This is a genomic window from Polaribacter sp. Asnod1-A03, assembly GCF_045063585.1.
Classification (GTDB): Bacteria; Bacteroidota; Bacteroidia; order Flavobacteriales; family Flavobacteriaceae; genus Polaribacter.
In genome coordinates this window covers 2,449,502-2,472,088 of the sequence record NZ_JBEFOE010000009.1, presented here as the reverse complement: position 1 = coordinate 2,472,088, position 22,587 = coordinate 2,449,502, and the positions used below count along the sequence as shown (strand labels likewise).

Genomic DNA, 22,587 nt, shown 5'->3' with positions numbered 1-22,587 from the left:
GTTATTGTTGTATATGAATGTCTTAATGCTAATCTTCTTCTGTAAGAACTTTTAAATGTACTTCTTCTATTTTAGCACTGCTCATTTTTAATATTTTAATTTGAAATCCTTCTAACTCTACTACTTCGTCTTTTTCTGGTATATTTTCTGTGTGATCAATGATAAAACCTCCTAAAGTTTCATAAGCTTCAGATTTAGGTATCTCTAAATTATATTCTTCATTTAAATAATCTACTTCTAATCTTGCAGAAAAATCAAACTCATTTTCTGATATTTTCTTTTCTAAGAATTCTTGAGTATCATGCTCATCTTCAATCTCCCCAAAAAGTTCTTCTACAATATCTTCTAGAGTTATCATACCAGAAGTTCCTCCATACTCATCAACAACAATAGCAACACTTTTTCTTTTTTTTATTAAAATGTTTAAGATATCGTTTATCAACATAGATTCCGGTACAATTTCTACTGGTAGTAATATAGATTTAATTGTTTTTGGTTTTTTAAATAATTCAAATGCATTTACATAACCAATAGTATCATCTAATGATATTTTATACACCAAAACTTTAGATAAACCTGTATTTATAAATGTATTTTTTAAGTTAGATACCTTTTCATGCAGCTCTACAGCTTCAATTTCTGTTCTTGGCACCATAACTTCCCTAGCTTTTACATTATGAAAATCTAGAGCATTTTGAAAAATTTGAATTTCAGAATCTACATCATCATCATCATTACCTGTTTCTAATTGTTCTGTAATATAATAACCTAATTCTTCTTTACTAAATTCGGTTTGTTCTTCTTCTGCATTCGTCTTAAAAAAAACTCGCAGAAAAAAATCTGAAACAAAAGTTATTAATTCTGATATAAAATGAAAAAGTACATAAAAAGCATATGCTGGTACTGCAAAAATTTTAAGCACATCATTCGCATAAATTCTAAAAATAGCCTTAGGTAAAAACTCAGCAGTAATTAAAATTACAACTGTAGAAATAATTGTTTGAATTAGTAAAATAGAAAAGTCATTAAAGCTTTCTAAAGGAAGTATTCTTGCTAAAAAAGCACCCATATAATAACTATAAATAACCAAAGAAATATTATTACCAACTAACATGGTAGTAATAAATTTTGATGATTTTTGTGTTATTTTATTAAGAATTTCAGGAATAAAACCTTCTCTTTTCTTCTCTAATTCTATATGAAGTTTATTTGCAGAAACAAATGCAATCTCCATTCCCGAAAAAAATGCAGAAAGAATGATTGATATAAGTATAATTATGACTTCAACTTCCATTAAGAAATTTATAAAACTATTTGTTTAGAGAGTTTCTTTTCTCTACTTTTTTTCTAAAATGTCTTTTAAAGAAAAAAACTAAAGTAATAAAAATAGAAGCACCAATAAATAAGTATCCTTTTTCTAACTCAGAGCCAGAACTTATCCTTATAATACCTTCTATTAAACAGATTAATGCAACAATTAAATATCCGTATTGAAAAAATTTCCAAATTTTATTCATCTTTAAACTCTTCTGATGTTTCTAATCTTCCTGTTGTTTTTTTGGCCAAATGCTTACTTAAATCCTCTTTACTTTCAAAACCAACACCGTAAATAGTATCTTTTAAAGTAGTTAAGGTAAATGCTTTTTCCGAAAAAAAATATTTTGTTTTTTGATCCCAGAATAATTGCTCTGTTTCTAATCTAGATTTATCAGTATGATTAATAACAATTACATTTCCTTCTATCTCGGAAACTAAAGTCTTATTATATGATAAGGCATAATTACCTGTAATAGTTACAGAATCTTTTCCTTCAAAATTTATAATTTTAATCCCCTTAGGAAATTCATTATAAGGATGTTCATTTCTATTACTAAAATCATATAACAAAGGCGTAATTAATTTTGAAGTAATTCTACCTGAATCTTTATAAACATGATATGCATTTTTAGCAATACCAATAGGCAAGTTTTTAGATACTAAAAAATCTCTAACCTCTTTAGTATCATTAGAACAAGAAAAAAGCATTACTGTAACATAAAGTACAGCAATGCTTTTTTGTAATATTTTATTTGATTTTTTCAAAAAATTATTTTGATGGAACTTTTACAGTTTGTCCAATCCAACATTTAATGGTATGACTACTTCCTGGATTAACACCTGCTGTAAAAATTACTTTTTGACTTGGTACATTAGCTCTATAACTTCTAATATATCTTCCTGCTACTGCAGATATACTTGGATCTACTGATGCTGCTCTTTGTGCTTGATTTAAAGCTGCAACATAAACCATTCTCTTTTCAAACTCATTACTACCACAACTATTAGCACTTGATGCATATAAACTTGCTATAAATAAATAAGCTCTACCTGAATTAGGGTTTAAACCAATAGCTTCTCTTGCTAAAGATCTTGCTTTACTTAATTGACCTTTAGACTTTGCTGATTGAGCAAATTTTAATTTATATTTTGCTTTCTTTAATGGGTCTGTTTCTAAATCAAAAGATTTTTGTCTCATTTCCTCTGCTCCTGCATTATCTCCATTATCTTCCAACACACTCGCTAAGAATGAATATGCTTCTGGTGATGGTGAAGCTTCTGCATAAGCTCTAACTAATTTTTGATATAAAGGATCTTCTTGACATTCTTTATTAAACAACCTAGAAACTGCTCTTTTTAACCAAACAGCATCAGATTTATGTGCTTCAAAATTTTTGTTATATAAAGGTATCAAATTCTCACATTTAGCAATATCAGAAACAATTGCATCTAAACCTCCTTCTACAGTACCTAAAGCTCTAGAATTTACTGAATAAGCATGAATTTTCTTTTTATTAGCAACAGTATCAACTGAAAGTTTCTTTAATTGTACAGCGTATCCCTCTAATTTTTTATTTACATTTTCTAATACATCATCATAAGTATCAAATACTTTTTGAGGATTTGCATCTTTATTTCTATCTGTTACTCCTTGAAAGTATTTATATAAATTTTTAACTCCCATTTTAGTTGGGTCTATACTATACCCTTTTTCTAAAATTGAAAAAATTTCTTCTTCAGAAGATAATTTGTTATCTGCTAAATAAGTTGCATAATCACTATGAACCTTTGCCGGATTTTGTTTAGGGAAAAACTCTAATCTTTGTTCGTAAACTCTTTTTGCTAAAGCAGGATCTTTTTTTACATCTTCTGCTAAAGTAGCTCCATACTTATATATATTTACAGATAAATCTTTACAGTTATCCATTAAATAAATCCAATTTACATAAGCTTCTTCGTACTTTTTAGATTGAAAATCTCCTTTAAAAAGATTGTATTTGATAGAACAATCTCTATTTGCATCATCCTGAGCATTTGTTTTTGCCGTCGTTATAAACAATACTGCAGCTAGTAAAAACGTAATTTTCTTCATTTTATTAGTTTTGTGTTAATTTATTTTTCTTTACTGAAAACAATTTACATACGCCAAAGATAAACTTAATCTAAAATTAAAATAATTTTCTAGTCTTAAATTATTATTAGATATTAATTTTTAACAATAACGTTATATCTTTAAAAATAATTGTTTCATCGCTAAATCTAAACCAAAAGATGTGCCAAATTAATAATTTCTATCAAAAACATATAAATTAGGCTTATATTAAACAGTATGGTATTCTTATGTAATAGTATTATAAACACTAAAAAAAGACTTTCTACTTTAATGTCTAATAATCTTTCTTATTAAAAAAGGCAAAATTATTTCTTTAAATTATATTTCAAAATTTCATTTAATCCACTTAATAAAAAATTTTGATCAGCAAATATGCTACTTTTTAATTGTTTTAACAAGAATTTTGTATCTCCACCAGTTAAAACAACTTTTAATTGAGAATATTTGTTCTTGTATTGATTTATGACTCCATCTATTTCTTGAGCAACTCCATTTACAATACCAGAATTGATACATTCATTTGTACTGCTCCCTATAAAATCTACTACTTTTTCTTTTTCTAATAAAGGTAGTTTTGCTGTAAAGTGATTTAAAGAATGAAACCTCATATTAATACCTGGGGAGATTGCACCTCCTAAATATTCTTTTTCATCATTTATAAAATCAAAAGTTATACATGTACCAGCATCTATAACTAATACGTTTTTGCATTTATATTTATGTACAGCTGCCATAATTAAAGCAATTCTATCTACACCTAAAGTACTCGGTGTTTTATATAAATTCTTAAAAGGTAGTTTTGTTGTTGAAGAAACTAACTCAATTGGCACTAAATTTTGTAACTCTAAAATCTGTTTTTCCGAAATTGAAGCTACATTAGACATGATTCCAACCGATATTGAATATTTTTTTAAAATATTTTTCACCTCAATTAAAATATTTTTTTTGTCACATACAAAAACACCTATTAAGCTATCTTTCTCAAATACAGCCACTTTAATTCTTGTATTACCAACATCAATTATTAGATTCATTTTTCTTTCTTTTACAAAATCAAAAATACAATACATTTTTCAAAAATATACTTGCAGATATTAAAAAAGAGTGTATATTTGCCACCGCTAAGGCAATGGTACCTTAGCTCAGTTGGTAGAGCAAAGGACTGAAAATCCTTGTGTCCCTGGTTCGATTCCTGGAGGTACCACATTAAATACTCGTAACATTCTATTTATTAGAAAGTTGCGGGTTTTTTGTTTTTAATAGGGTGCTTGACAGGGTGTTGATATACGTTTTGAAGTAATAATCATTAATTTTATCCATATAAAGATACAAAATAGAATCCTTTTTTTATAATCTTCAACATTATATTTACACCAATATCTAAACTAAAATCAGAAAAAAGTTTCAGTTTTGATTTGAGAAAACATAACCCTAAATTCCAAGTATAGGGGATATTCCAAAAAACAGCTTATTTGAAGTTGATAGGTTAAACAGACCTTACTCACATAGTAAGTCTTTTCGTTTTTCATAAAACCTACAAAAAGAGCATTCGTGCGTGACAATAAAAGCTAACAAAAAATTTACTCGGAAAGCCTTTATTTATATAGCTTTAATAAATATTTAGTTTGCAGTAAATTATTTGTGCTTTTGTATTGAAAAACACTAGATTTAATAAAAAACTGATTTTAAGTAAAATAGTGGTTATACCTTCATTTTAAGTAAAAAACCCTTTTAGTCAAAAATAAGTCTACCCTACAAAAAGTGTATACGTGCGTATATATTCATTTTGCCTCAAAAAATCATTATTTTTTTTAGGTTGAAAATGTCTATTTTTACGGGTATAGAGGTGGTAAATCACAGATTCTGACTAATTGTTAATGAAAAATAATACTTTATGAATAAAATTGAACTTTTTTTAGATACAATTTTAGCTTATTACCCAGAAAGATGGGAAAATATTGATGGATATATTAAGTCTTTGATGCCTTATGAAGAAAAAGACCCTTTTTCGCCTTTTAAATCCAAATACTATAAAAAATTCATACCAGTAATTGATAATGAAATAGTAACTTATGTTCCAGAGGAGTTAGCAAGTAAATCATATAAAGGACTTAACAAAATACTATATGGGGATTATGTTAATTACCTGATAGATTTTAAAGAATTACTTAATGATTGTGAAGAAAATGATTTTGATATTGAATCTTGGAGTGATAAAAGAAAGGATAATATCCTTAAAGAAATAAATGAATTTCTGTTTGATTGTAATGTTTATAAAGGAGTATTTTTCTTTTCTAAATTGAGTGATGTTTTTTCCGAAATTATAGCAAATTTAGATTATTTAGAGAAGGTAAAACCCATTTATAGTGATAATCCAAATTGGTTACAAATCAAAATTAAAAAAACATTAAAACTGGAGATAGAATCTTTAAAAAGCATATTAATTTATAACTATAAACCAATCTATGGGAAAATTGATAATGTATTGAATAGAATTAATTTACCTAAAAATTTTAATAAACACATAGGCAGTATTTGGTATAAATTAGCTAAAATAATGGCTGAAGGTTATTTAGTGATTGCAAAAAATCATTATATAATAAATGGAGAAATAATTACCAATGAATCTGAAGTTGCAAGGTCAGTTTCGAAACACCTAAATGGAAACTATACAGGTTGGGAAAGCTTTAAGCCTTATTTGAATCAAACAAAATCTAATGCTAATAATGATAAAAACATCTTTTTTTATAGTAGATTAGAAATTCTAAATTTTATTGCTGTAGAAGTAGAAAAAAATGATGGTCTTTCTGATTATTTTAAAATTGAGCTTTTGCAACTAAAAAAAAGACAAAATTATTAACGTTTTTTAACATTACTAATTTAGTACTGGTAATCATTTTAGAAATATTTGATTTCGTCAGATATTTGCAATAGCATCAAAAAAATAGATGCTTGTTTAAAATTATGATAGCAAAATCAGTACAATTAATTGATCTTGATTTGGATGGATTCCAAAACATTATCAGGAGAGTAGTAGCCAAAGTATTACAAGAGGATTTGTATCCTATTCTAGAGAACTTAATGCAACCTTCAGATGAGTTTTTATCTAGAAAAGAAGCTGCAGAATTTCTGAAAATTTCAGAAACAACATTATGGAGTTTAGACAAAACACAAGTATTACCTGCAAAGCGATTACAAGGTAAAGTGTTATATCTAAAAAGCGACTTACTTAACTTCCATAAACATACTGCCTAAATCATTTAGACAGGTTATTTAAAACAATTTTTATCGAAAAAGGTAAAACGGTATTCTCATATCGTGAGGAATAATTTTGCCTTTTTTTTAAACTAAAACAATGGAAGAATTAGAAAAAAATATCATCGGAAAAGGAGAAGTGAAAGGTTTTTTATTTACTCAAATACAACAATCTGATAAAGCTTATTTATATGCTGTAAACTCATATTACGAAGTTTTTAAAAAGAAACAAAAAACAAACTCAAAAAAACACTGTTTCCCTACATCTAAAGCTTTTGGTGTTTGGGCTTGGACTTACCCAACTTATGAAAAAGCTATGGAAAAATTTAATCATCTAAATTTTGAAAGAAATGATTAGTTTTTTTAAAAATGTAAAATCTCCAAAAATAATTGGAGAAATTGATGTTTACGAATTTATTGAGTCTATAAAAAAACCTAAAAAAGATGTTTTTAAATTAATTCTAGAGGCTAGAAAGTGTTATAAGAATAATAAATATAGATATGATTATATAAAAACTATTTTACCTTGTTTTACGCTAAATTTCAATTTTAGACATAAGAAAAGTAACGAAAATATTAAATCCCCTACAGGTTTAATATATTTAGATTTAGATGATGAAAAAGAAATTGATTTAAATAATAGATACATTTTTGCTTCTTGGCTTTCTTTATCAAATAATGGAAGGGGAATTTTAGTAAAAGTAGAAAATTTGAATCTAGAAAACTTTAAAGAAACATATGTTGCAATTGCTAAAGAATTAAATCTTAGATTAGATATGCACGCTGGAAAAGCAACCCAATATAATGTGCATAGTTTTGATGAGTACCTATACTTAAATGAGGATTCCCTTACTTGGATTGTTGATAATTCAGTTATTGAAAACTCTACCCCCATTTCACCATTAAAAAGGAAAAAAAAGAAGGATAATAGTGTTCTGGGGGGAAAACAAAAAATCAGATTTAATAATTTTGATGAATTTGATTTTAATGGTAGGAAATATGTATTCTTTAAAGAAGAAAAAAAATTAATGGCATCTATAGTTGTTCCAAAAAATATTGTTGCAGGACGTCGAAATAGTATTGTATATGCAATAGCATACCAACTTAAAGGTTTAAATCCGCAAATATCATATTCCTATTTAAAAAAATACATTGACAGTATAAATATTTATCATTGCAAACCCACATTAAAAAATGATGAGATAACTACAATAGTAAAAAATGTTATAAGTGCTAAAAGTGTAAAACTTACTCTTAATAGTCCTAGACGTTTTTTATTCAATCCAGAAGCTAAACTAACTTTTAAACAAAAAATGAAAATAGTAAATCCTTTAACTGGAAAAGTGCGAACAGATAAAACAATTTCAGAAATTAAAGAACATATAATTTTTTGGGATGTAATTAAGAATGGGAAAGTTACTCAAAGAGCATTAACAAGAGTTACAGGGAAAAACAAAAAAACTATAGAAAAATATTATAAATTATTTAAAAATGAAATTAAAATAATTAACAACGAATTAAATAGCATTCAACTTGCTAATTAAGGTGTGCAGAACTAACATAACAGAAGACTTTATAATAAAAAGGCACAATGAGTCTTATAAAACAAAGTAAGAACTAATTAGTTCGCTATGCACACCTTACTTACATAGTTTAAATTTCGCTTGATTATTGTTTTGTTACAAGATTGTTTAGTTAATATTAAATTATATTTAGCATTATAATAATCTTTATGATAAATAGGTAGAGTGGAAAGAAGGGTAAAATAAGCTATCTATTATAACTATAATAAAAATAGCCAAAGCACTTGAAGTAGAAGTAAAAAAATTACTCGAAAACCTATAAAAACAAACTGTTTAGTTTACCACTATATTAGAATAATCAAGAAATAAATGACAAATACTAAATGAAGTATTGTTAATTTTAGTATGATTAGACACATAAGAATCACTAAACTTATTTTTAACAGAATAACTTCTTATATTATTAGTAGTTTGAATATTAGGGTTTGAGAATAGATTTTTCTTTACTTTATCACAAACATCTTTACTGCTCCAGTTTTTATTTTCTATAAAGCCTAATTGCCCTTCAATAGGTAACCTAAATTTAGAATAATTTCGCTTGGTAGCCTTTTTTATATCATCAATATAGCCAGATATTGAAGTTTTTAATCTTTTACATTCTATTGCAAAATAAGGTTTACTTGCTTGAGACCAAGCATTTTTTAAAGCATAGTCAACAATATGAATATCAATTGGGTCATCGTGTAATAGTTTATCTATTAAGTTTATATATTCTTCAGATGTCTCTTTGTTAATAGTAAAATTATTTGTTCCATTATCAACAATTTCTAATTCATATTCAAGAAAATCATCAACTAAACGATTCCTTAAATAATCTTCTTTTTTCACTTTACCTTTTTTAGAATAATCAAAAATAACACCATTGGCTATAATTTTCTCATAACTAACAATGACACAAGTTAGAATTTTATTAATTCTTTTTTGAGTTAATGAAATAGAATTTGTTCTATTCTTTATAAAAGTTGTTGCGTTTAAACTCATTAAGAAAACTTGTTTGATTCGTCTAATTCAGCTTCTTGAATAGCCTCTTTAAACTCTGCTACATCATACCAAGCCATTGCCTTGTGCCAACATTTATATTCGTTTGGTTTTATGATATAAAAAGAATTGTCTTCAAACCCTTTTATATCCTTTTGAATAAACAAATTTTTAGTAGGATCTTTTGTATCTGTAATTTGTGATATACTTAAATTAATTGCCAATCGCTTTAAAACATCTGCTTCATTCTTTTTATCTTTAGGGTAACTAATTCCTTTTTTAACTTTAGTTTTAGAAAACACAAAGTTTAATGCAATGAAATGTTCTAAAGGGTATACTTCAACTTGAATATATTCATCCTTATAAATTTCATTAAATTCCTCAATATACACACTTGCATATTCATTTAACACAAACTCTTTATTTCTATAATGAGTTTTATCAGTATAATTAAAGTCAGAAACTAAATATTGTTTGCTTTCTTGGAATTGATAGCGAGAGACATTTAACACATAATCTACAAGGTCTTTTTCATAGCCTTTTATTCCGTATAACTTGTAAATTATTTTGTTGATTTGTGATAATGTAGTATTACTAATTGGTAAGCTTTCAGGTCTAGGAAATGAGTAATAATGATTTTTAAATTCAATTAAAAAGTTACTAACTAAAGAAGTTAAATTTTTAGCAATTTTTTTTTCTGGCTCAACAAAAGGGAATGATAAAAATTCATCTCCAAACCTAATTGCGGGACGTGTTGCTACTCCCCAAGAACACGAAATTAAGTATAAATAGTATGTAGTTATGTTGGATATGAGATAAGAATATAATAATTTAGTTAAACCTTCATCATCAAAACTAACTCCTGAAACACCATTTACATAAACACTCTTTTCATCTTGATAGGACACGCTTAAAAATGTTTCATCTGTGCATTGCTCCTTTAGTAATATTTTAGGTTTATTGAATAACTCTTCTACTCTTCCTCTAATAAAATAAACATCCTCTTCCTTTAGTATTTTTGTTGATGATAACAAAGGTGTAAAATATCTTTCGACTGCACTATTTTCTATTACTGGATAATCAATTAAATTAGGATAGTGTTTTGGTTCTGTTTTAGATTGTCCACTTGTTTTTATTACTCCTAACCCTTTGTATGCTTTTTTTTCGTCTAAAAAGGTATTAGCTTTAGTTAATTTAGAAAGTTTTTTGATTAACCTATAATCTAAAGTATTTCCATATAAAGCCAATTTAAACATCCAATCATTTTCAATAAAATATTTTTGTTGTATTTTCTTTTGGTCATATTTTTCAATTACCAAAATCTTAAAATGCTTTAAAAAATAATTAGATTTTACAGATTGATGATTAATTATGTTTTTTAAATGAGATTCTCCATTAGAAAGACTAAAATATACAATACTAGCAGGACTAACTATCTTTTGTTTTGTAATTTTTACATTTCCCTTTTTATCAATTTTTTTTGTTATTTTATTTGCATTAAATACCAAACGCCTAACAGGAGATAAATCAAAAAATTTATTTACACAAAAAGTGGAAAGAAAATCAGTTTTAAATTCTTTATTTGTTGTGGAAACATTATAAAAAAGAGTGCTAGTAACTATCAATGCAGATTTTGTTTCTACACTCATAAAATCTTTTGTTCTTAAAAGGAATGATTGAGCAATTTCTAATTCTCCTTTTATTTTTTTTGAATATGTTTTAGTCGAATTTACCCAATCTAAATGATTTTTTGATTTATCTTTTTTCCAGGGAGGATTTCCAAGTATAAATTTCGGCTTATCTTCTTTAATTAAATTATTGAAAATGTGATTAGTATCAAAAAAATCAGCTTTAAATAAATTTTCATTGAGTAAATTAGGAAACTCATAAACATCAATATCTTTTGGGTTTTGATAGTCTAATAATGCAATATATATAGAAAAACAAGCAACTTTTAAAGCTTCTTCATTTATGTCAATTCCAAATAAATTTCTTTTTGCAATATTTCTTATTCGTTCACTAAAATCTTTAGGAGATTGATTTGGATTTAATTCTAGTTCCTTATCAATCATTTTTCTTAAACTCTGTACAAGAAAAATTCCAGAACCAACCGCAACTTCAAAAATTTTACATTCCGATTTGTTTTCTTTTTCTAAATATTTATCAACAGTATCATTTAAAATATACTCAACTAAAAAAGGCGGTGTATAAACTGCTGAATCTAATTTCCTTGTTTCTTCATCTATTAAAGATTCATAAATTCCTGAAATAACTTCAACAGGAATAATTGAAAAGTCAAAAATTTCAAAAAAGAATCCTTCAAATAAATTATTTTCATCTTGCAATTCCCCTTTAAAAACATCAGCTAAAAAATTCGACTTATTTTGACTTATTTGAACATCTAACTCCCTAAATAATACTCCATTAAATTTAGTATTCAATTTTTGAAATAATAAATTTAGTTTTGTTGGTTCTTTTATTAAGTTTATAAAACTTTTTCTTCTCTCATTTACATCATCTAATACTCCTGATATAAATGTTTCATCTATTTTTACTTTTCTATCTATTAAGTATCTTATAAAAATCAATCTTAATATTAGTGAGTTAGCATCATTTTCTGACAAAGGACTTTCAGAACTAATATTAGTTAAGTATTCTCTTACTTCTTTTATATTCTGAAATAATCTTTCATTGACTCTTTTACGATGCTGTTTCTTTGAGCGATTTTCAAAATATTCATTTTGCAACCATTTCCAAGTATAGCCACTTTGAAGTTCCCAAAAAGAAAATTTACTCTCTCTTTCTTCTTTGGTTAATTTAATTTCTTCTAAACTTTCCTCTTTTTTTGAATAATTAAGAGCATTGTAAACTCTAATTTCATCTCCTTTAATAACAAAAATTACAGGCGAATTATCAAAAGACCAAACTTGTTTATGAATTTCTTTTTCTCTAACCTTATTCTTTTCATCTGTTAAATCAAAAAATAATATTAAAGGCTGTTTATTGAAAACATAATAAGCATCAGGCTCAATGATTTCAATTTTCTTTTGAACTTCTGAAATAAAACCATCATAATTCTTTCCGTTTTCTTTAAAGAAAACAGCATTTAATAAATTTAGTTGCTTTAATAAAAAAGATAGAGGTTTACTCATTTACAATTATAGTTTAAGCAAATTTAACTTTATTTACTTATTTAAGTTAAACAATAATACAAGGATTTTTAAAAGTAACTGAATCGATTACTTCTGAGACTTATTGTTCTTTTTGATTTCTAATGCTCTTTGTAAATTTTATTTTAGTTTTTAGAGAAGTAGAGGGTTTTATTTTTATAAATAAAAGTTATCATTTTAAAGAAGATAAAAGCTGATTTAAGAGATAAATCAACAATTTAGAAAATTTTAATTAGGTTTAACATTGTAAGAAATTAAAAGAATCTTTTCAAGTAACTAATATCTATTGAATCAGAATCTCTAAAAAAATCATCAAATATTAAACCCGTGAAAGGATTTTTATCCTCAGAAATTATTTCCTTAAAAAAAATTAGCTCCAAATCAAATTTCTTATTAATAAAAACAAGCAACTCATTCATCATATTAACACCTAATATGCCATTATCAACAATATAAGAAACTTGCTTCTGACAAACTTTAACTAATGCTTTTCGCAAAGATTCGTTATTAAAACTTATTTTAATATTCTTTACTATCATTGCTAAATTATCTACATACCTTAACAGTATATTTCTATCTAAATAGTTCGAAAAAGGATATGTTGTTTTATCTAATAATGTATTAAAATCTGATTTATAAAGATTGTACAAACAATTCAGACGATGAACATCTTCATTTGTGATTACTTGAATTGTCACATAACCACCAACTGTATTATTGATATCTAAAAATGTTTCTTTACCATTTGATATTGTGATTTTTTTACCTTTTGAAATTAGATCTAAAATAGTATTATTTAATAAAAATAAATCATCCTCTAAACAATTTTCTAAATTATACTGTTCTGTTAATTCTGATATTTTCTTTTCTATAAAATCTTTAGAAGCTTGAAAAAAAGGTTCATTAAATAATAATTTTCTATTTTCATTTTCTAAATTCTTTAAATTCTTAATATCCTTATCACTAAATACTGCATCTAATTCAAAATCCTCTTCATTTCTTTTTATGTAAATTGATGTAGCTTCTATTTTAGGTCTTCCAATCAAAAAATTTTTTAAAAAAACTAACTTATCTTTATGAACTAAAAGTTCTTTTTTTAAGTTATCATATTCATTAATGGAAATAGCTTTACCCTGAGCATTCGCACTGAACCAACTCCATTTACCCAAAATACCAAACATAAAATCATTTGAACATTTTTGAATTTTAATTTTTATATCTTGTTTTAAATTTCGACCTCTATTCAAATCCCCCACAGTAAGCTGAGTATCACCTGCAATAATCCCATAATCCCTTGTAATACAACCAATAATTAATGTCATGTTTTATATCTGTACATCTAAACGATAAGCTATTTAATTCCTATCTATGAAAACTATATTTTATCCTAATCGTTTTACTTGTTCAACTTTATTCATTTTACTATGTTTTTAATTCTTGTATTGTTTTTAAATCAAATTTATTTTCTTTCAAGTTAATTATATTATTTTAATAATAGTCTTATTAATAAAGTAGAAGATTAAAATTACAAAAAAATTAAACAAAATTACAGTAACTTGAAATCATTTTTATTGAATAAGATTTAACCAATTATTTTTTAGTGAATTATTTTCATTGAAAAACAACCTACAGTAATTATTAACCCAATAATCTATAGATATTATTTAAAAAAACCACTTTCTAAAACCGCCAACGCTTCTTCTCTTTTTTCTATTCGGATGTACTTGTAAAATTCTCTTTCTGTTTTATGTCCAGAGAAAAGCATTATATTTTGAATTGCTTTTCCAGCAGTATAGTAATTAGTACAAAAAGACCTTCTAGCCGTATGTGTTTTCACTAACATATACTTTGGAACTTTATCATTTATCAATTTCCCTCCTTTTCTATAAGAAACAGAAATCAAATTGTGAAACTCAACAATTTCACAAGCTATTTTAATGTTTTTTCTTAATATTGGCTCACTTAATTTAGGTGGAAAACTATTATCATAACGAGACATAATATTTTTTATGACGTCCGTAATCGGTATATGCACAAGAGCTTTTGTTTTCTTTTGCTTAATCTTAATAAATTTGTGACCTTTTAAAATTTCAATATTTTCATTAGTCAAACCATTATAATCACTAACTCTTTGCCCTGTATAACAACCGATTAAAAAAATATCCCTAGCTAATTCTATACGTGGTGTTTTACTAAAATCTTTCTCTGCCAAAATTTCGATTTCCTTTTCAGTTAAATAAATATCTGTAGTAACTTCTTTTAGAACTTTAAATCCTCTATTCTTAAAAATAATATTTCTACTAACTCCGTTTATTAAAGCATCATTTAAAAATAACTTCAGATTCTTAATATGTTTACCAATGCTATTTAAACTATAATCTTCATTTTCTAATAGAGTTACAAATTTCCTATAGAAAGAAAGGTCTATATCATCAAATTTGAGTGTTACACTATATTTATTCTCATATAAACCCAATAACCTTATAGTTTGATTATATGAGCGATATGTTGTTATGCTAATACTATTTTTTTTAGCTTCAAGAAGTCTTTTAGAGTAGTATCCTATTTTAATGTTTTCTTTTTGCTCCTTATCACTTTCAGAACCATTTATTTTACAATTAAGCAAATAAGACAATCGCTCTAAATCTATTGAGCTATTATCTTTTACCATCGCAGATAATTCATCTTCTGCAAATGTTTGAATATCATTAATGAAAGCATTAACTTTATAGGCATTTGCCATCATTCCTTTTCCTGTTTTAACTCTATGTTTTGTAGAATCCCAATGACTTAAAGAACATTTAAAACCAATACTTTTTTTAAATCGTTTCCCTTTTGAAGCAAAATGAAACATAATTAAGCTTTCTTTTTTAGGCATTGACTCTAAACTTTTCATAGACTCTTTTAGACTAAACCTAATAACTCCGTGTGTACTCTTTAATGTTGAATTCATTGTTTATATTTATAATTATTCAAACAATACAAAGCAAATTACACACCAAACAAGGGTGTTTCGTTGGGTGTTTTTTAATTGAATAATTCTAAATTGTATTGAAACTTATTTAATGACAAACAATTGATTACTTCCTGATATTACTGACATATTAGCAATTGTCATTAAATAGGTTTCAGAACAATATAACACTTTAGTACTGGAGGTACCACTTAAAACCCTATAAACATTGAGTTTATAGGGTTTTTTAATTTTCTATAATTTCCGTTTTTATACTTATATGTAAAGATTTTTACACCTCCATTATTGTATACTGTTCAAAAAAAATAAACCCACATTCTTTATTCTTATATGAATCAGATAAATCAATTTTAAAATTTTCTAGATATCATTATTTTTTTCAATCACATATACATTAGAGTCTACTCATCAATATTAAACTCTTTTAAAGACAAAACAAAAGCATCCCATAAGAATTTTAATTTTGTCATTAATAAAGAATATCCAACTTTAGTTGTTGCTCAACTTTAATTTTTCCAGAATTAATAAGTATGTTTTTAGAGTGATGATTGTTCTTTTCTCCCCATAAAAAAGCAACGAATTTTACAGGGTTATTTTCAAAAGTATTTCCGGAAATTTCTACGTTTACAATTCCTCTTGTTTTTAGTAGAATGTCATTTTTTTCTTTATTTCCAGAGTTTTTAAAAATGGTATTTGTTACTTGTAAATGTCCACCAATTGTAGATTCGTCATAACCACCTCTGTAATAATGAATCACATTTTGTGCAATATTTTCAATCTCACAATTGCTAATAATAACTGTTGATGCATTGTAGTCTCCTTTTTCTTCGGATGCTAAAATAATTCCGTTTGTACAGTTTGTAATTTTAGAGTTTTTAAAAGTAATACTATCTGCAAACGAACCTTTAGAAACTTCAATTACAGATTTAAAATTAGAAATTTCTGAATTGTTAATTGTAATATTATAAGCTGCAGACATGTTTTCCTTTAAAGTTTGAAAAGCAATTTGATTTGTTTTACTTTTTATGCTGATGTTTTCTAAAATCAAATTTCCGTAAGGTTTCATTAAAAAAGCAGGAGATTTTTCATCACCAATAAAAATAATTTGCGTTTTATTTTCTGAACGAAAAGTAATTGTTTTATCAATTTTTAAAGAAGAATTGATTACATACTTGCTATCTGTTAAGTTGATAATATCTCCATCTTTCACATCAGAAATCTTAATATTTAAATCATTTTTATCAGAAACATTAATAATAGTTGGCTTTGAAGTTGTTGTTTCTGTAGAAAACCAACTTGGTCCATATTTCTTTTTATCAATTTTAAACTTTTCTGCATTTTCAATATTTGTAATGGCTCCAACATTATTTTTATCAGTTCTTAAACTTCCAAAAAGATCGGTTTTTATTTTATCAAATTCATAACCAATATAAACATTGCTAAAGTTTTCTGATTGATTTGTTTCTGGCGCAAATAACCAATCGTTAATCTGTTTCATTTTTACGGTGCTATTTTTAAACACATTAAATTTAGAAAAATGTTGATTTTGATTATCAAGAACATTGTTTCTAAATAAAATTCCGGTCACATTATCATGATTGATAAAGGGAGTTTTATCTACTTTGTTGTTAAAAATTAGATTATTGGCAATTACAGAACGAATTGGTGCTGCAGAACGGATTTCATATTTTGGTAATACATCGGCACTTGCTACGTTTTGACCAACACCAATTTGAATTGGAGAAGCACAATCTACCCAAGTATTGTATGCAATTGTAACATCTGTAACCGGTTTGTAACGGTTTATTGGCGACATTGGTATTCCGTTCATAACTGCTAACGGACTTCTAAATTTAGCACCATTTATTTTGTAGAAATAATTATTTGTAATTAAATGACCAGAATTTACAACTCTAATTCCGCCATAAAAATCAGAATCATCATCACCAATAAAAATATTACCATCTACAGTTGCAAAACTTCCATGTCTTAATACTAAAGAACCTTCACTTTTGTAAAAAATATTGTTTCTGTAAGTGTTAAAATTTGTTTTGTCGGATATTATTTCTACTTCTCCGTTACAAGCATCAAAATAATTGTTAGATACGTTTAAAAAACCAGAACTCATAGATGTTTTGCTATCGCCAACTCTTACGGTTTCTGCTCTTGGACCGCCTTTTCTGGGTCTTGGGCCAAAATAATTATTTACAATTTGATGGTAATTACTAACGCTTTTTATATCGTCTTGATAAACACGTAAAGTTTCTCCGTCATTAGATTTACCTTCTATATAACAATGATCTAATTTATTGTGTTTACCATAAAAATCAATCCAATGATCGTTGGTTAACCTGCTTGGTTTTGTAAAATTTTTAATTACTGTATTTGTAATTCTGCTATGAAAAGCAGTAGAATCTTTACCTATTTTAAATCTTAAAATACTAGAATTTGGGCTGTAACCATTTCTAAAATAAAATCCATCAACAATTAAATATTCTCCACCTAAATGTAAAAAAGATTCGCCCTCTAAAAAGACTTTGCCAGGTGTCTCTGCTTTTAAAATAATTGGCTTTTCTTCGGTTCCTAATCCGTAAAAATTAATTTGAGTATTTTGCCAAACACCATTTTTTAAAATAATTTCTGTTCCTGCAGAAGCATTTTTTATTGCTGTGTAAAGTTCTTTATTATTTTGAACGAATGTGGTTTCGGTCTTTTCATTGTGTTTACAGGAAGTTATTAAGAGTATAAAACAAGTTATTAAAAGAAAATTTGTTGTATTAAATTTTGGTTTCATCTCTAAATTTATGTCAATTATTAAATAATGTTGAAGATAACAATATTTATTTAGAGAAAACACTTTTTAAAATACCTTAAAATAATTTTTCCTTAAAAACTGATATTAGTTTTTATTTCAATTAAATAAAAAAAATTAAAAACGAACCTTACTTAAAAAAGTAGATTCGTTTTTAATTAAATGTGGTTATGCTGTCATATTTAACAGTTTATTATTTAATATATTATTAATTATTTTGTTCCATTTTTCTAAAGAATCAAACTCACTGCTTAGTTGAAAACTAATATTAGAATTATAAAATTGTAAATTAAAATCTGCGTCTTTTATACTTAAAGTAGTAAGGTTCAAATTTAATTTATCAACTACTGTTTCGTTATTAGATAATGATTTACTAATATTATTTATTTGACATTTTTTAATTAAAGAAAGGTCTATAAATTGAAACTGACTACTTTTTTTTGTTTTCTGTAAAAAAGAAATCGTATTTTTAGATTCATCTAAACCAATTGCAAAATAGGTTCCAATTTCATGTTTGGTTATTTCAGAGCCATTTTGTCTTGCAAAATTAATAAGCGAGTTTAATAATTCTTTTTCTTTTTTCTTCTTATTTCTACTTGTTAATATAAAAGGTAGCGCGCAAATTGTAATGCTTATAACGCCTATAATTGTTGTTCCTAAATCCATTTTCTATTTTTTAAATTTTGATATAATAACCCCTGTATGAAGCGGTAAATCGCAACATATTAATACGTTAATAATAACCGCCTAAAAAGCAGTATTTGTAAAAAGAAAGATTACCAAAAATTATGGAAAGGAAAGATTAAATCTGATTTTCGATATTTAATCCGAGTGTTTTCTAATAGATTTTTATACTGTTTGTATTTAGCATTAAACAGTAATTTATTGGAATAAGAAGTTATCCCAAAAACATCAAAAGGAAACTCATAATCAACAGAATAGTCTTCTAATAATTGAAAAAATGAATTTTCTAATTGTTGCGTATGCGCATAAAAACCTTTAGATTCAGCAACAGAATACTTTGAATTTTCTTGATTCTCAATTACATTTTGCTTACTAGAATAAGGTAATGTATTTGCAGAAAGATACAACCCAAAACAATAAATTGAAACGAGTAATAATGTTATAAGTATCTGATGCTTTTGTTTCATAAATTATACTATCTAATAACTTATAATTTGCAAATGTAGTTTTTTAAAAGAGTAAGTTAAATCGTTAAGATGTTATTTTTTTGATAAAGACATACTTTAACCAAGTTCTCCTCTATGAGGTTTTAAAGCATCTCTATAAATTTTCATATCCTTTTCATTAACAGTTATAAAAGCAGCAAATAACATCGGATTTTTTTCTTGAATATCAATTTCATGAAAATCTAGATTTTCAATCGTTGCAAATTCTTTTAAATGAATGGTGTGATGTTTTGCAGTTTCCTTTGCATCAGGGCCTCTAAAATCCCACAATAATTTTATTTTTCTACTCAATTTTCTGTTTTAATGGTTGATAAAAATAAACAAATCACCCGTTTTAAAGGTAATTTTTACTTTGTTACTAATAGCTTTGTTTCTAGTTCCAATTCTATTTCCTAAAGTTAAATCTTCATTATTTAAAGAATATTGCAAACCTTCTGTTGTAATATTTGTTGCTTTATGGAAAGGAACTAAAGAAACTATTTTATCTTTACAATTAATAATTTCTATGCTTTTATCCGCTAAAAAATAACGACTATATTCATCAAAGAAAGTAAGATTCAGTTTGTTTTTCCAGTGAATTGTAGTGTGTAAATTCCCAAGAAAATGATCTTGTTCTTTTCCGCTTCCTCCAAACACATCAATATTTTTAAAACCCTTATCAAACAAAATTTGAAGGATTTTATCAAAATCTGTAAAATCTTGATTTGGTGTATGAATTACCTCAATATCTTTTGGTAGGTTTTCTAAAGAATCAAAATCACCACTAATAAAATCAGGTTTAATATTGTTCTTTTCTAAAAATTGATAAGCTCCGTCTGATGCGCAAACAATATTGTAATTAGAAAGATTTGGAATCTTTTTTGGTGGTTTTCCGTTTAAAAGTAAAAATACTTTTTTATTATTCATAAATGCAAAAATACCCATTTCTTAATTAATGAAATGGGTAATTAAAAACAAGTATGGTTTTTAATTATTCTTCTTTCTTAAGTAGGTGTTTGTTTCCTCCAAAAGTAAGTTCTAATGTTTTTAAACATAATATATTTTTATTCTCTTGAAATTTCAAGAGAAGAAAACTCTTCTTTCAGTTTTAATAAATCATTTTTTTTACTTTTTAAATAAATATCAAAAAATGAAATTATATTTTTATTAATAATTTTAGTTGCTTCTTTTTTATTTATTGTTCCCCCTTCATTTAATACAGGAATATTAATCATTAAGGGAATATCCATAAAACTTGCGTGACCAGAATTTCTGATTTTAGCGTCATAAAAAACAGAAGTACTTCCATTTTTATATGCATATTTGTTAAAATTAGGATGTGAGGGTTTCCAGTCTGAAGAAATTAAAAGGAAAGGTTTTGATAGTTTTTTATCAATCATATTTCCCCATTGAACACCATCTAAATTTATTCCAGCAGAAATTCTATCATCATCTAAAATTGCTTGTCCTATTGCCGCTCCGCCTTGTGAGTGTCCTACAACTCCTATTTTTGATATGTCTAAATGATTTGTTAAAAAAGTTTTTTGATTCAAGTTCTGTAATTCATCAATAACAGAAATAATATCTTTAGACCATCTTTTTGAAATATCTGCAGCAATATAATTTTTCAAAATATTTTGTGAAACATCAAATCTTTCTTTTTCGTTTTTTGCATTGTTATAATCTTGTTGACTTTTCCAAGCCAATTCTGCCATTTTTTGAGTGCTTATATGTTTATTATCATATTCTTGATTGTAGAGCTTAATACTTCCGTCGGGAAATAAAGTTCCAGTACTCTCATAAGTATGATTAATGTTTAAAATAATATAACCATGACTTGCTATTTCTTCAAGAATAGCATAATAACCAGAAGCTTTAGAGTAAGATCCATGAGAGAAAATAAGTACAGGGAATTTTCCGTTCGCAATTTTTGGTGCTAAAAATGTGTTTGTTTTTATATGATTTAAATAATCAAAAGTAGATTTTGGTAATCCATATTTTGAAGCAAAACTAACTCTATCACCATCATTTAAATACGGTTCTTTTTTTTCATTTTTAATATTTGCAGGATACCAAACTTTTATCATTAACTCTCTTTTATCCGTAGGGTTTTTAGTTATTGTTTCTTCTCTATCTGTTTTTAAATGAATGTATTGAGATCCAATAGAATATTTACCTGTTGGTTTAGGTAATTCGAAAATTGGTAAAATAGTTGGTAAAACATAACCTAAAACCATTAAGGTAGTTATACCAAGTATTGTAAGGCTTTTTTTAATCCAATTTCCTTTAAAAATTAAATATTCTTTATAAATCCAAAAAGAAATTATGCAAAGTAAAATGTAAATAGGAATCATTTGCCATCTAAATCCTTCAAAAGTTAGATGGAGTATAGGTACAAGTAAAATTATACCTAGTTCAATTTTTTTGTAAGTTTTACCTTTTCTAATTGATAGGTAGGTAATGAAAGTAAAACAAAGTAGTAATAAAATAATTTCTAAGAATCTCATAAATGGTGTATTTAAAAGTTAGATACAAAGGAAGATAATTAGCAATAAAAAACAATAATAGTATAATGGACAAAGAATGGACAGTCTATTAAATTACTGTAAATTACATGTTTATGATAAAGGTTAATAGATCATCATTTGCTTGAAGATTTAGTTTTTTACGTAATCTATATCTAGCTTTATTTACACTTTCAGGTGTAGTGTTTACTAAATTACTAATCTGTTTCGATGATAAGTTTAGTCTTAAAAAAGCACATAATTTTAACTCATTAGAGGTTAAATTAGGTGCTAGTTTATAGATTGATGTTTTAAAATTTGGGTATAATTTTTCGAAATTTGAAAAAAAAACCTCAAAGTTAGCAACTTCATTAGTATTCATAATTTTAGTTAAATCGTCTTTTAAAGTAACTTTTAATTTCTGATTTTTAACTTCTAATGTCATTATTTTATCATCTTTATATTTCTGTTCTAAACGTTCTATATTTTCAGTTTTCTTCTGAAATCTTATTGTTCTTCTTTTATTACTTTGTCTTCTGGTTCTGTAAGGAATAAATATATATAAAAAAATAAGTATTCCTAAAATACCTAAAAAAGCAAGGCAAAAAATAAACCAAGTATCTGTATTTATTCTAAAGGTCATTGGTAAAAAGCAAGAAAAATGCATTAAAATATAGTTTGTTTGTGTCTGTGGTAAATTTATGATAATTTA

The 22,587-nt window shown here is 25.9% G+C and carries 20 protein-coding genes and 1 tRNA gene; 5 read left to right on the top strand and 16 right to left on the bottom strand.

What is annotated here, in order from left to right; translation table 11 throughout:
• Positions 1-28: 28 nt before the first annotated feature.
• From ACJJVY_RS11225 to ACJJVY_RS11205, 5 genes are all read right to left on the bottom strand, one after another.
• Positions 29-1,294: a hemolysin family protein gene (locus ACJJVY_RS11225; protein ID WP_405608393.1), complete on the bottom strand. Its 1,266-nt coding sequence runs from the start codon at positions 1,292-1,294 to the stop codon at positions 29-31.
• 16 nt (positions 1,295-1,310) lie between these two features.
• Positions 1,311-1,517 (bottom strand): hypothetical protein, encoded by a 207-nt coding sequence (locus ACJJVY_RS11220; protein ID WP_405608390.1) that lies wholly within the window; start codon positions 1,515-1,517, stop codon positions 1,311-1,313.
• Entirely contained in the window at positions 1,510-2,082 is a 573-nt protein-coding gene (lptC, locus tag ACJJVY_RS11215) for an LPS export ABC transporter periplasmic protein LptC (protein ID WP_405608387.1), read from the bottom strand. The genes ACJJVY_RS11220 and lptC overlap by 8 nt, the downstream gene beginning before the upstream one ends.
• 4 nt (positions 2,083-2,086) lie before the next feature.
• Positions 2,087-3,409: a tetratricopeptide repeat protein gene (locus ACJJVY_RS11210; RefSeq protein ID WP_405608384.1), complete on the bottom strand. Its 1,323-nt coding sequence runs from the start codon at positions 3,407-3,409 to the stop codon at positions 2,087-2,089.
• Between the two features lie 326 nt (positions 3,410-3,735).
• Positions 3,736-4,464: a type III pantothenate kinase gene (locus tag ACJJVY_RS11205; RefSeq protein WP_405608381.1), complete on the bottom strand. Its 729-nt coding sequence runs from the start codon at positions 4,462-4,464 to the stop codon at positions 3,736-3,738.
• Positions 4,465-4,561: 97 nt separating this feature from the next.
• On the opposite strand from ACJJVY_RS11205, the gene ACJJVY_RS11200 reads away from it, so the two are divergent.
• The 5 genes from ACJJVY_RS11200 (at position 4,562) to ACJJVY_RS11180 (ending at position 8,229) form a co-directional block, all read left to right on the top strand.
• Positions 4,562-4,634: transfer RNA gene (locus ACJJVY_RS11200), tRNA-Phe, on the top strand.
• A gap of 690 nt (positions 4,635-5,324) precedes the next feature.
• Positions 5,325-6,290: a hypothetical protein gene (locus ACJJVY_RS11195; protein WP_405608378.1), complete on the top strand. Its 966-nt coding sequence runs from the start codon at positions 5,325-5,327 to the stop codon at positions 6,288-6,290.
• Between the two features lie 140 nt (positions 6,291-6,430).
• Positions 6,431-6,685, top strand: coding sequence for a helix-turn-helix domain-containing protein (locus ACJJVY_RS11190; protein ID WP_405608375.1), 255 nt, complete (start codon positions 6,431-6,433; stop codon positions 6,683-6,685).
• 100 nt (positions 6,686-6,785) lie between these two features.
• Positions 6,786-7,043 carry a hypothetical protein gene (locus ACJJVY_RS11185; RefSeq protein WP_405608372.1) on the top strand — a complete coding sequence of 86 codons (258 nt, stop codon included), beginning with the start codon at positions 6,786-6,788 and terminating at the stop codon, positions 7,041-7,043.
• Positions 7,036-8,229, top strand: coding sequence for a hypothetical protein (locus tag ACJJVY_RS11180; RefSeq protein ID WP_405608369.1), 1,194 nt, complete (start codon positions 7,036-7,038; stop codon positions 8,227-8,229). Before ACJJVY_RS11185 ends, ACJJVY_RS11180 begins: the two co-directional genes overlap by 8 nt.
• Positions 8,230-8,541: 312 nt before the next feature.
• Here ACJJVY_RS11180 and ACJJVY_RS11175 read toward each other — a convergent pair whose 3' ends face one another.
• From ACJJVY_RS11175 to ACJJVY_RS11125, 11 genes are all read right to left on the bottom strand, one after another.
• Positions 8,542-9,249, bottom strand: a complete 708-nt coding sequence (locus ACJJVY_RS11175; protein WP_405608366.1) for a hypothetical protein — start codon at positions 9,247-9,249, stop codon at positions 8,542-8,544.
• The gene (locus ACJJVY_RS11170; RefSeq protein WP_405608363.1) at positions 9,249-12,398 is read right to left on the bottom strand and encodes an Eco57I restriction-modification methylase domain-containing protein; all 3,150 of its coding nucleotides are present in this window, start codon (positions 12,396-12,398) and stop codon (positions 9,249-9,251) included. Before ACJJVY_RS11170 ends, ACJJVY_RS11175 begins: the two co-directional genes overlap by 1 nt.
• Before the next feature lie 272 nt (positions 12,399-12,670).
• On the bottom strand, positions 12,671-13,738 hold the full coding sequence (locus ACJJVY_RS11165; RefSeq protein WP_405608360.1) for a hypothetical protein: 1,068 nt from the start codon (positions 13,736-13,738) through the stop codon (positions 12,671-12,673).
• 338 nt (positions 13,739-14,076) lie between these two features.
• Positions 14,077-15,369, bottom strand: coding sequence for a phage integrase SAM-like domain-containing protein (locus ACJJVY_RS11160; protein WP_405608357.1), 1,293 nt, complete (start codon positions 15,367-15,369; stop codon positions 14,077-14,079).
• A gap of 490 nt (positions 15,370-15,859) precedes the next feature.
• Entirely contained in the window at positions 15,860-18,184 is a 2,325-nt protein-coding gene (locus ACJJVY_RS11155) for a chondroitinase-B domain-containing protein (protein ID WP_405608354.1), read from the bottom strand.
• Between the two features lie 186 nt (positions 18,185-18,370).
• The gene (locus ACJJVY_RS11150) at positions 18,371-18,868 is read right to left on the bottom strand and encodes a hypothetical protein (protein ID WP_405608351.1); all 498 of its coding nucleotides are present in this window, start codon (positions 18,866-18,868) and stop codon (positions 18,371-18,373) included.
• A 110-nt stretch (positions 18,869-18,978) separates the two neighbouring features.
• Entirely contained in the window at positions 18,979-19,353 is a 375-nt protein-coding gene (locus ACJJVY_RS11145) for a hypothetical protein (protein WP_405608348.1), read from the bottom strand.
• Between the two features lie 96 nt (positions 19,354-19,449).
• On the bottom strand, positions 19,450-19,683 hold the full coding sequence (locus ACJJVY_RS11140) for a hypothetical protein (RefSeq protein WP_405608345.1): 234 nt from the start codon (positions 19,681-19,683) through the stop codon (positions 19,450-19,452).
• Between the two features lie 9 nt (positions 19,684-19,692).
• A complete protein-coding gene (locus ACJJVY_RS11135) occupies positions 19,693-20,316 on the bottom strand; it encodes a thiamine diphosphokinase (protein WP_405608342.1) in 624 nt (207 codons plus the stop codon).
• Positions 20,317-20,435: 119 nt separating this feature from the next.
• On the bottom strand, positions 20,436-21,878 hold the full coding sequence (locus ACJJVY_RS11130; RefSeq protein ID WP_405608339.1) for an alpha/beta hydrolase family protein: 1,443 nt from the start codon (positions 21,876-21,878) through the stop codon (positions 20,436-20,438).
• Between the two features lie 103 nt (positions 21,879-21,981).
• A complete protein-coding gene (locus tag ACJJVY_RS11125) occupies positions 21,982-22,542 on the bottom strand; it encodes a helix-turn-helix transcriptional regulator (protein ID WP_405608336.1) in 561 nt (186 codons plus the stop codon).
• Between the last annotated feature and the right edge of the window lie 45 nt (positions 22,543-22,587).

Coding starts and splice junctions, on each gene's coding strand:
- ACJJVY_RS11220 (WP_405608390.1), bottom strand. CDS start 1,517: ATGAATAAAATTTGGAAATTTTTTCAATACGGATATTTAATTGTTGCA.
- ACJJVY_RS11195 (WP_405608378.1), top strand. CDS start 5,325: ATGAATAAAATTGAACTTTTTTTAGATACAATTTTAGCTTATTACCCA.
- ACJJVY_RS11210 (WP_405608384.1), bottom strand. CDS start 3,409: ATGAAGAAAATTACGTTTTTACTAGCTGCAGTATTGTTTATAACGACG.
- ACJJVY_RS11145 (WP_405608348.1), bottom strand. CDS start 19,353: ATGAAACAAAAGCATCAGATACTTATAACATTATTACTCGTTTCAATT.
- ACJJVY_RS11175 (WP_405608366.1), bottom strand. CDS start 9,249: ATGAGTTTAAACGCAACAACTTTTATAAAGAATAGAACAAATTCTATT.
- ACJJVY_RS11180 (WP_405608369.1), top strand. CDS start 7,036: ATGATTAGTTTTTTTAAAAATGTAAAATCTCCAAAAATAATTGGAGAA.
- ACJJVY_RS11160 (WP_405608357.1), bottom strand. CDS start 15,369: ATGAATTCAACATTAAAGAGTACACACGGAGTTATTAGGTTTAGTCTA.
- ACJJVY_RS11205 (WP_405608381.1), bottom strand. CDS start 4,464: ATGAATCTAATAATTGATGTTGGTAATACAAGAATTAAAGTGGCTGTA.
- ACJJVY_RS11150 (WP_405608351.1), bottom strand. CDS start 18,868: ATGGATTTAGGAACAACAATTATAGGCGTTATAAGCATTACAATTTGC.
- ACJJVY_RS11165 (WP_405608360.1), bottom strand. CDS start 13,738: ATGACATTAATTATTGGTTGTATTACAAGGGATTATGGGATTATTGCA.
- ACJJVY_RS11185 (WP_405608372.1), top strand. CDS start 6,786: ATGGAAGAATTAGAAAAAAATATCATCGGAAAAGGAGAAGTGAAAGGT.
- ACJJVY_RS11155 (WP_405608354.1), bottom strand. CDS start 18,184: ATGAAACCAAAATTTAATACAACAAATTTTCTTTTAATAACTTGTTTT.
- ACJJVY_RS11225 (WP_405608393.1), bottom strand. CDS start 1,294: ATGGAAGTTGAAGTCATAATTATACTTATATCAATCATTCTTTCTGCA.
- ACJJVY_RS11130 (WP_405608339.1), bottom strand. CDS start 21,878: ATGAGATTCTTAGAAATTATTTTATTACTACTTTGTTTTACTTTCATT.
- ACJJVY_RS11125 (WP_405608336.1), bottom strand. CDS start 22,542: ATGCATTTTTCTTGCTTTTTACCAATGACCTTTAGAATAAATACAGAT.
- ACJJVY_RS11135 (WP_405608342.1), bottom strand. CDS start 20,316: ATGGGTATTTTTGCATTTATGAATAATAAAAAAGTATTTTTACTTTTA.
- ACJJVY_RS11170 (WP_405608363.1), bottom strand. CDS start 12,398: ATGAGTAAACCTCTATCTTTTTTATTAAAGCAACTAAATTTATTAAAT.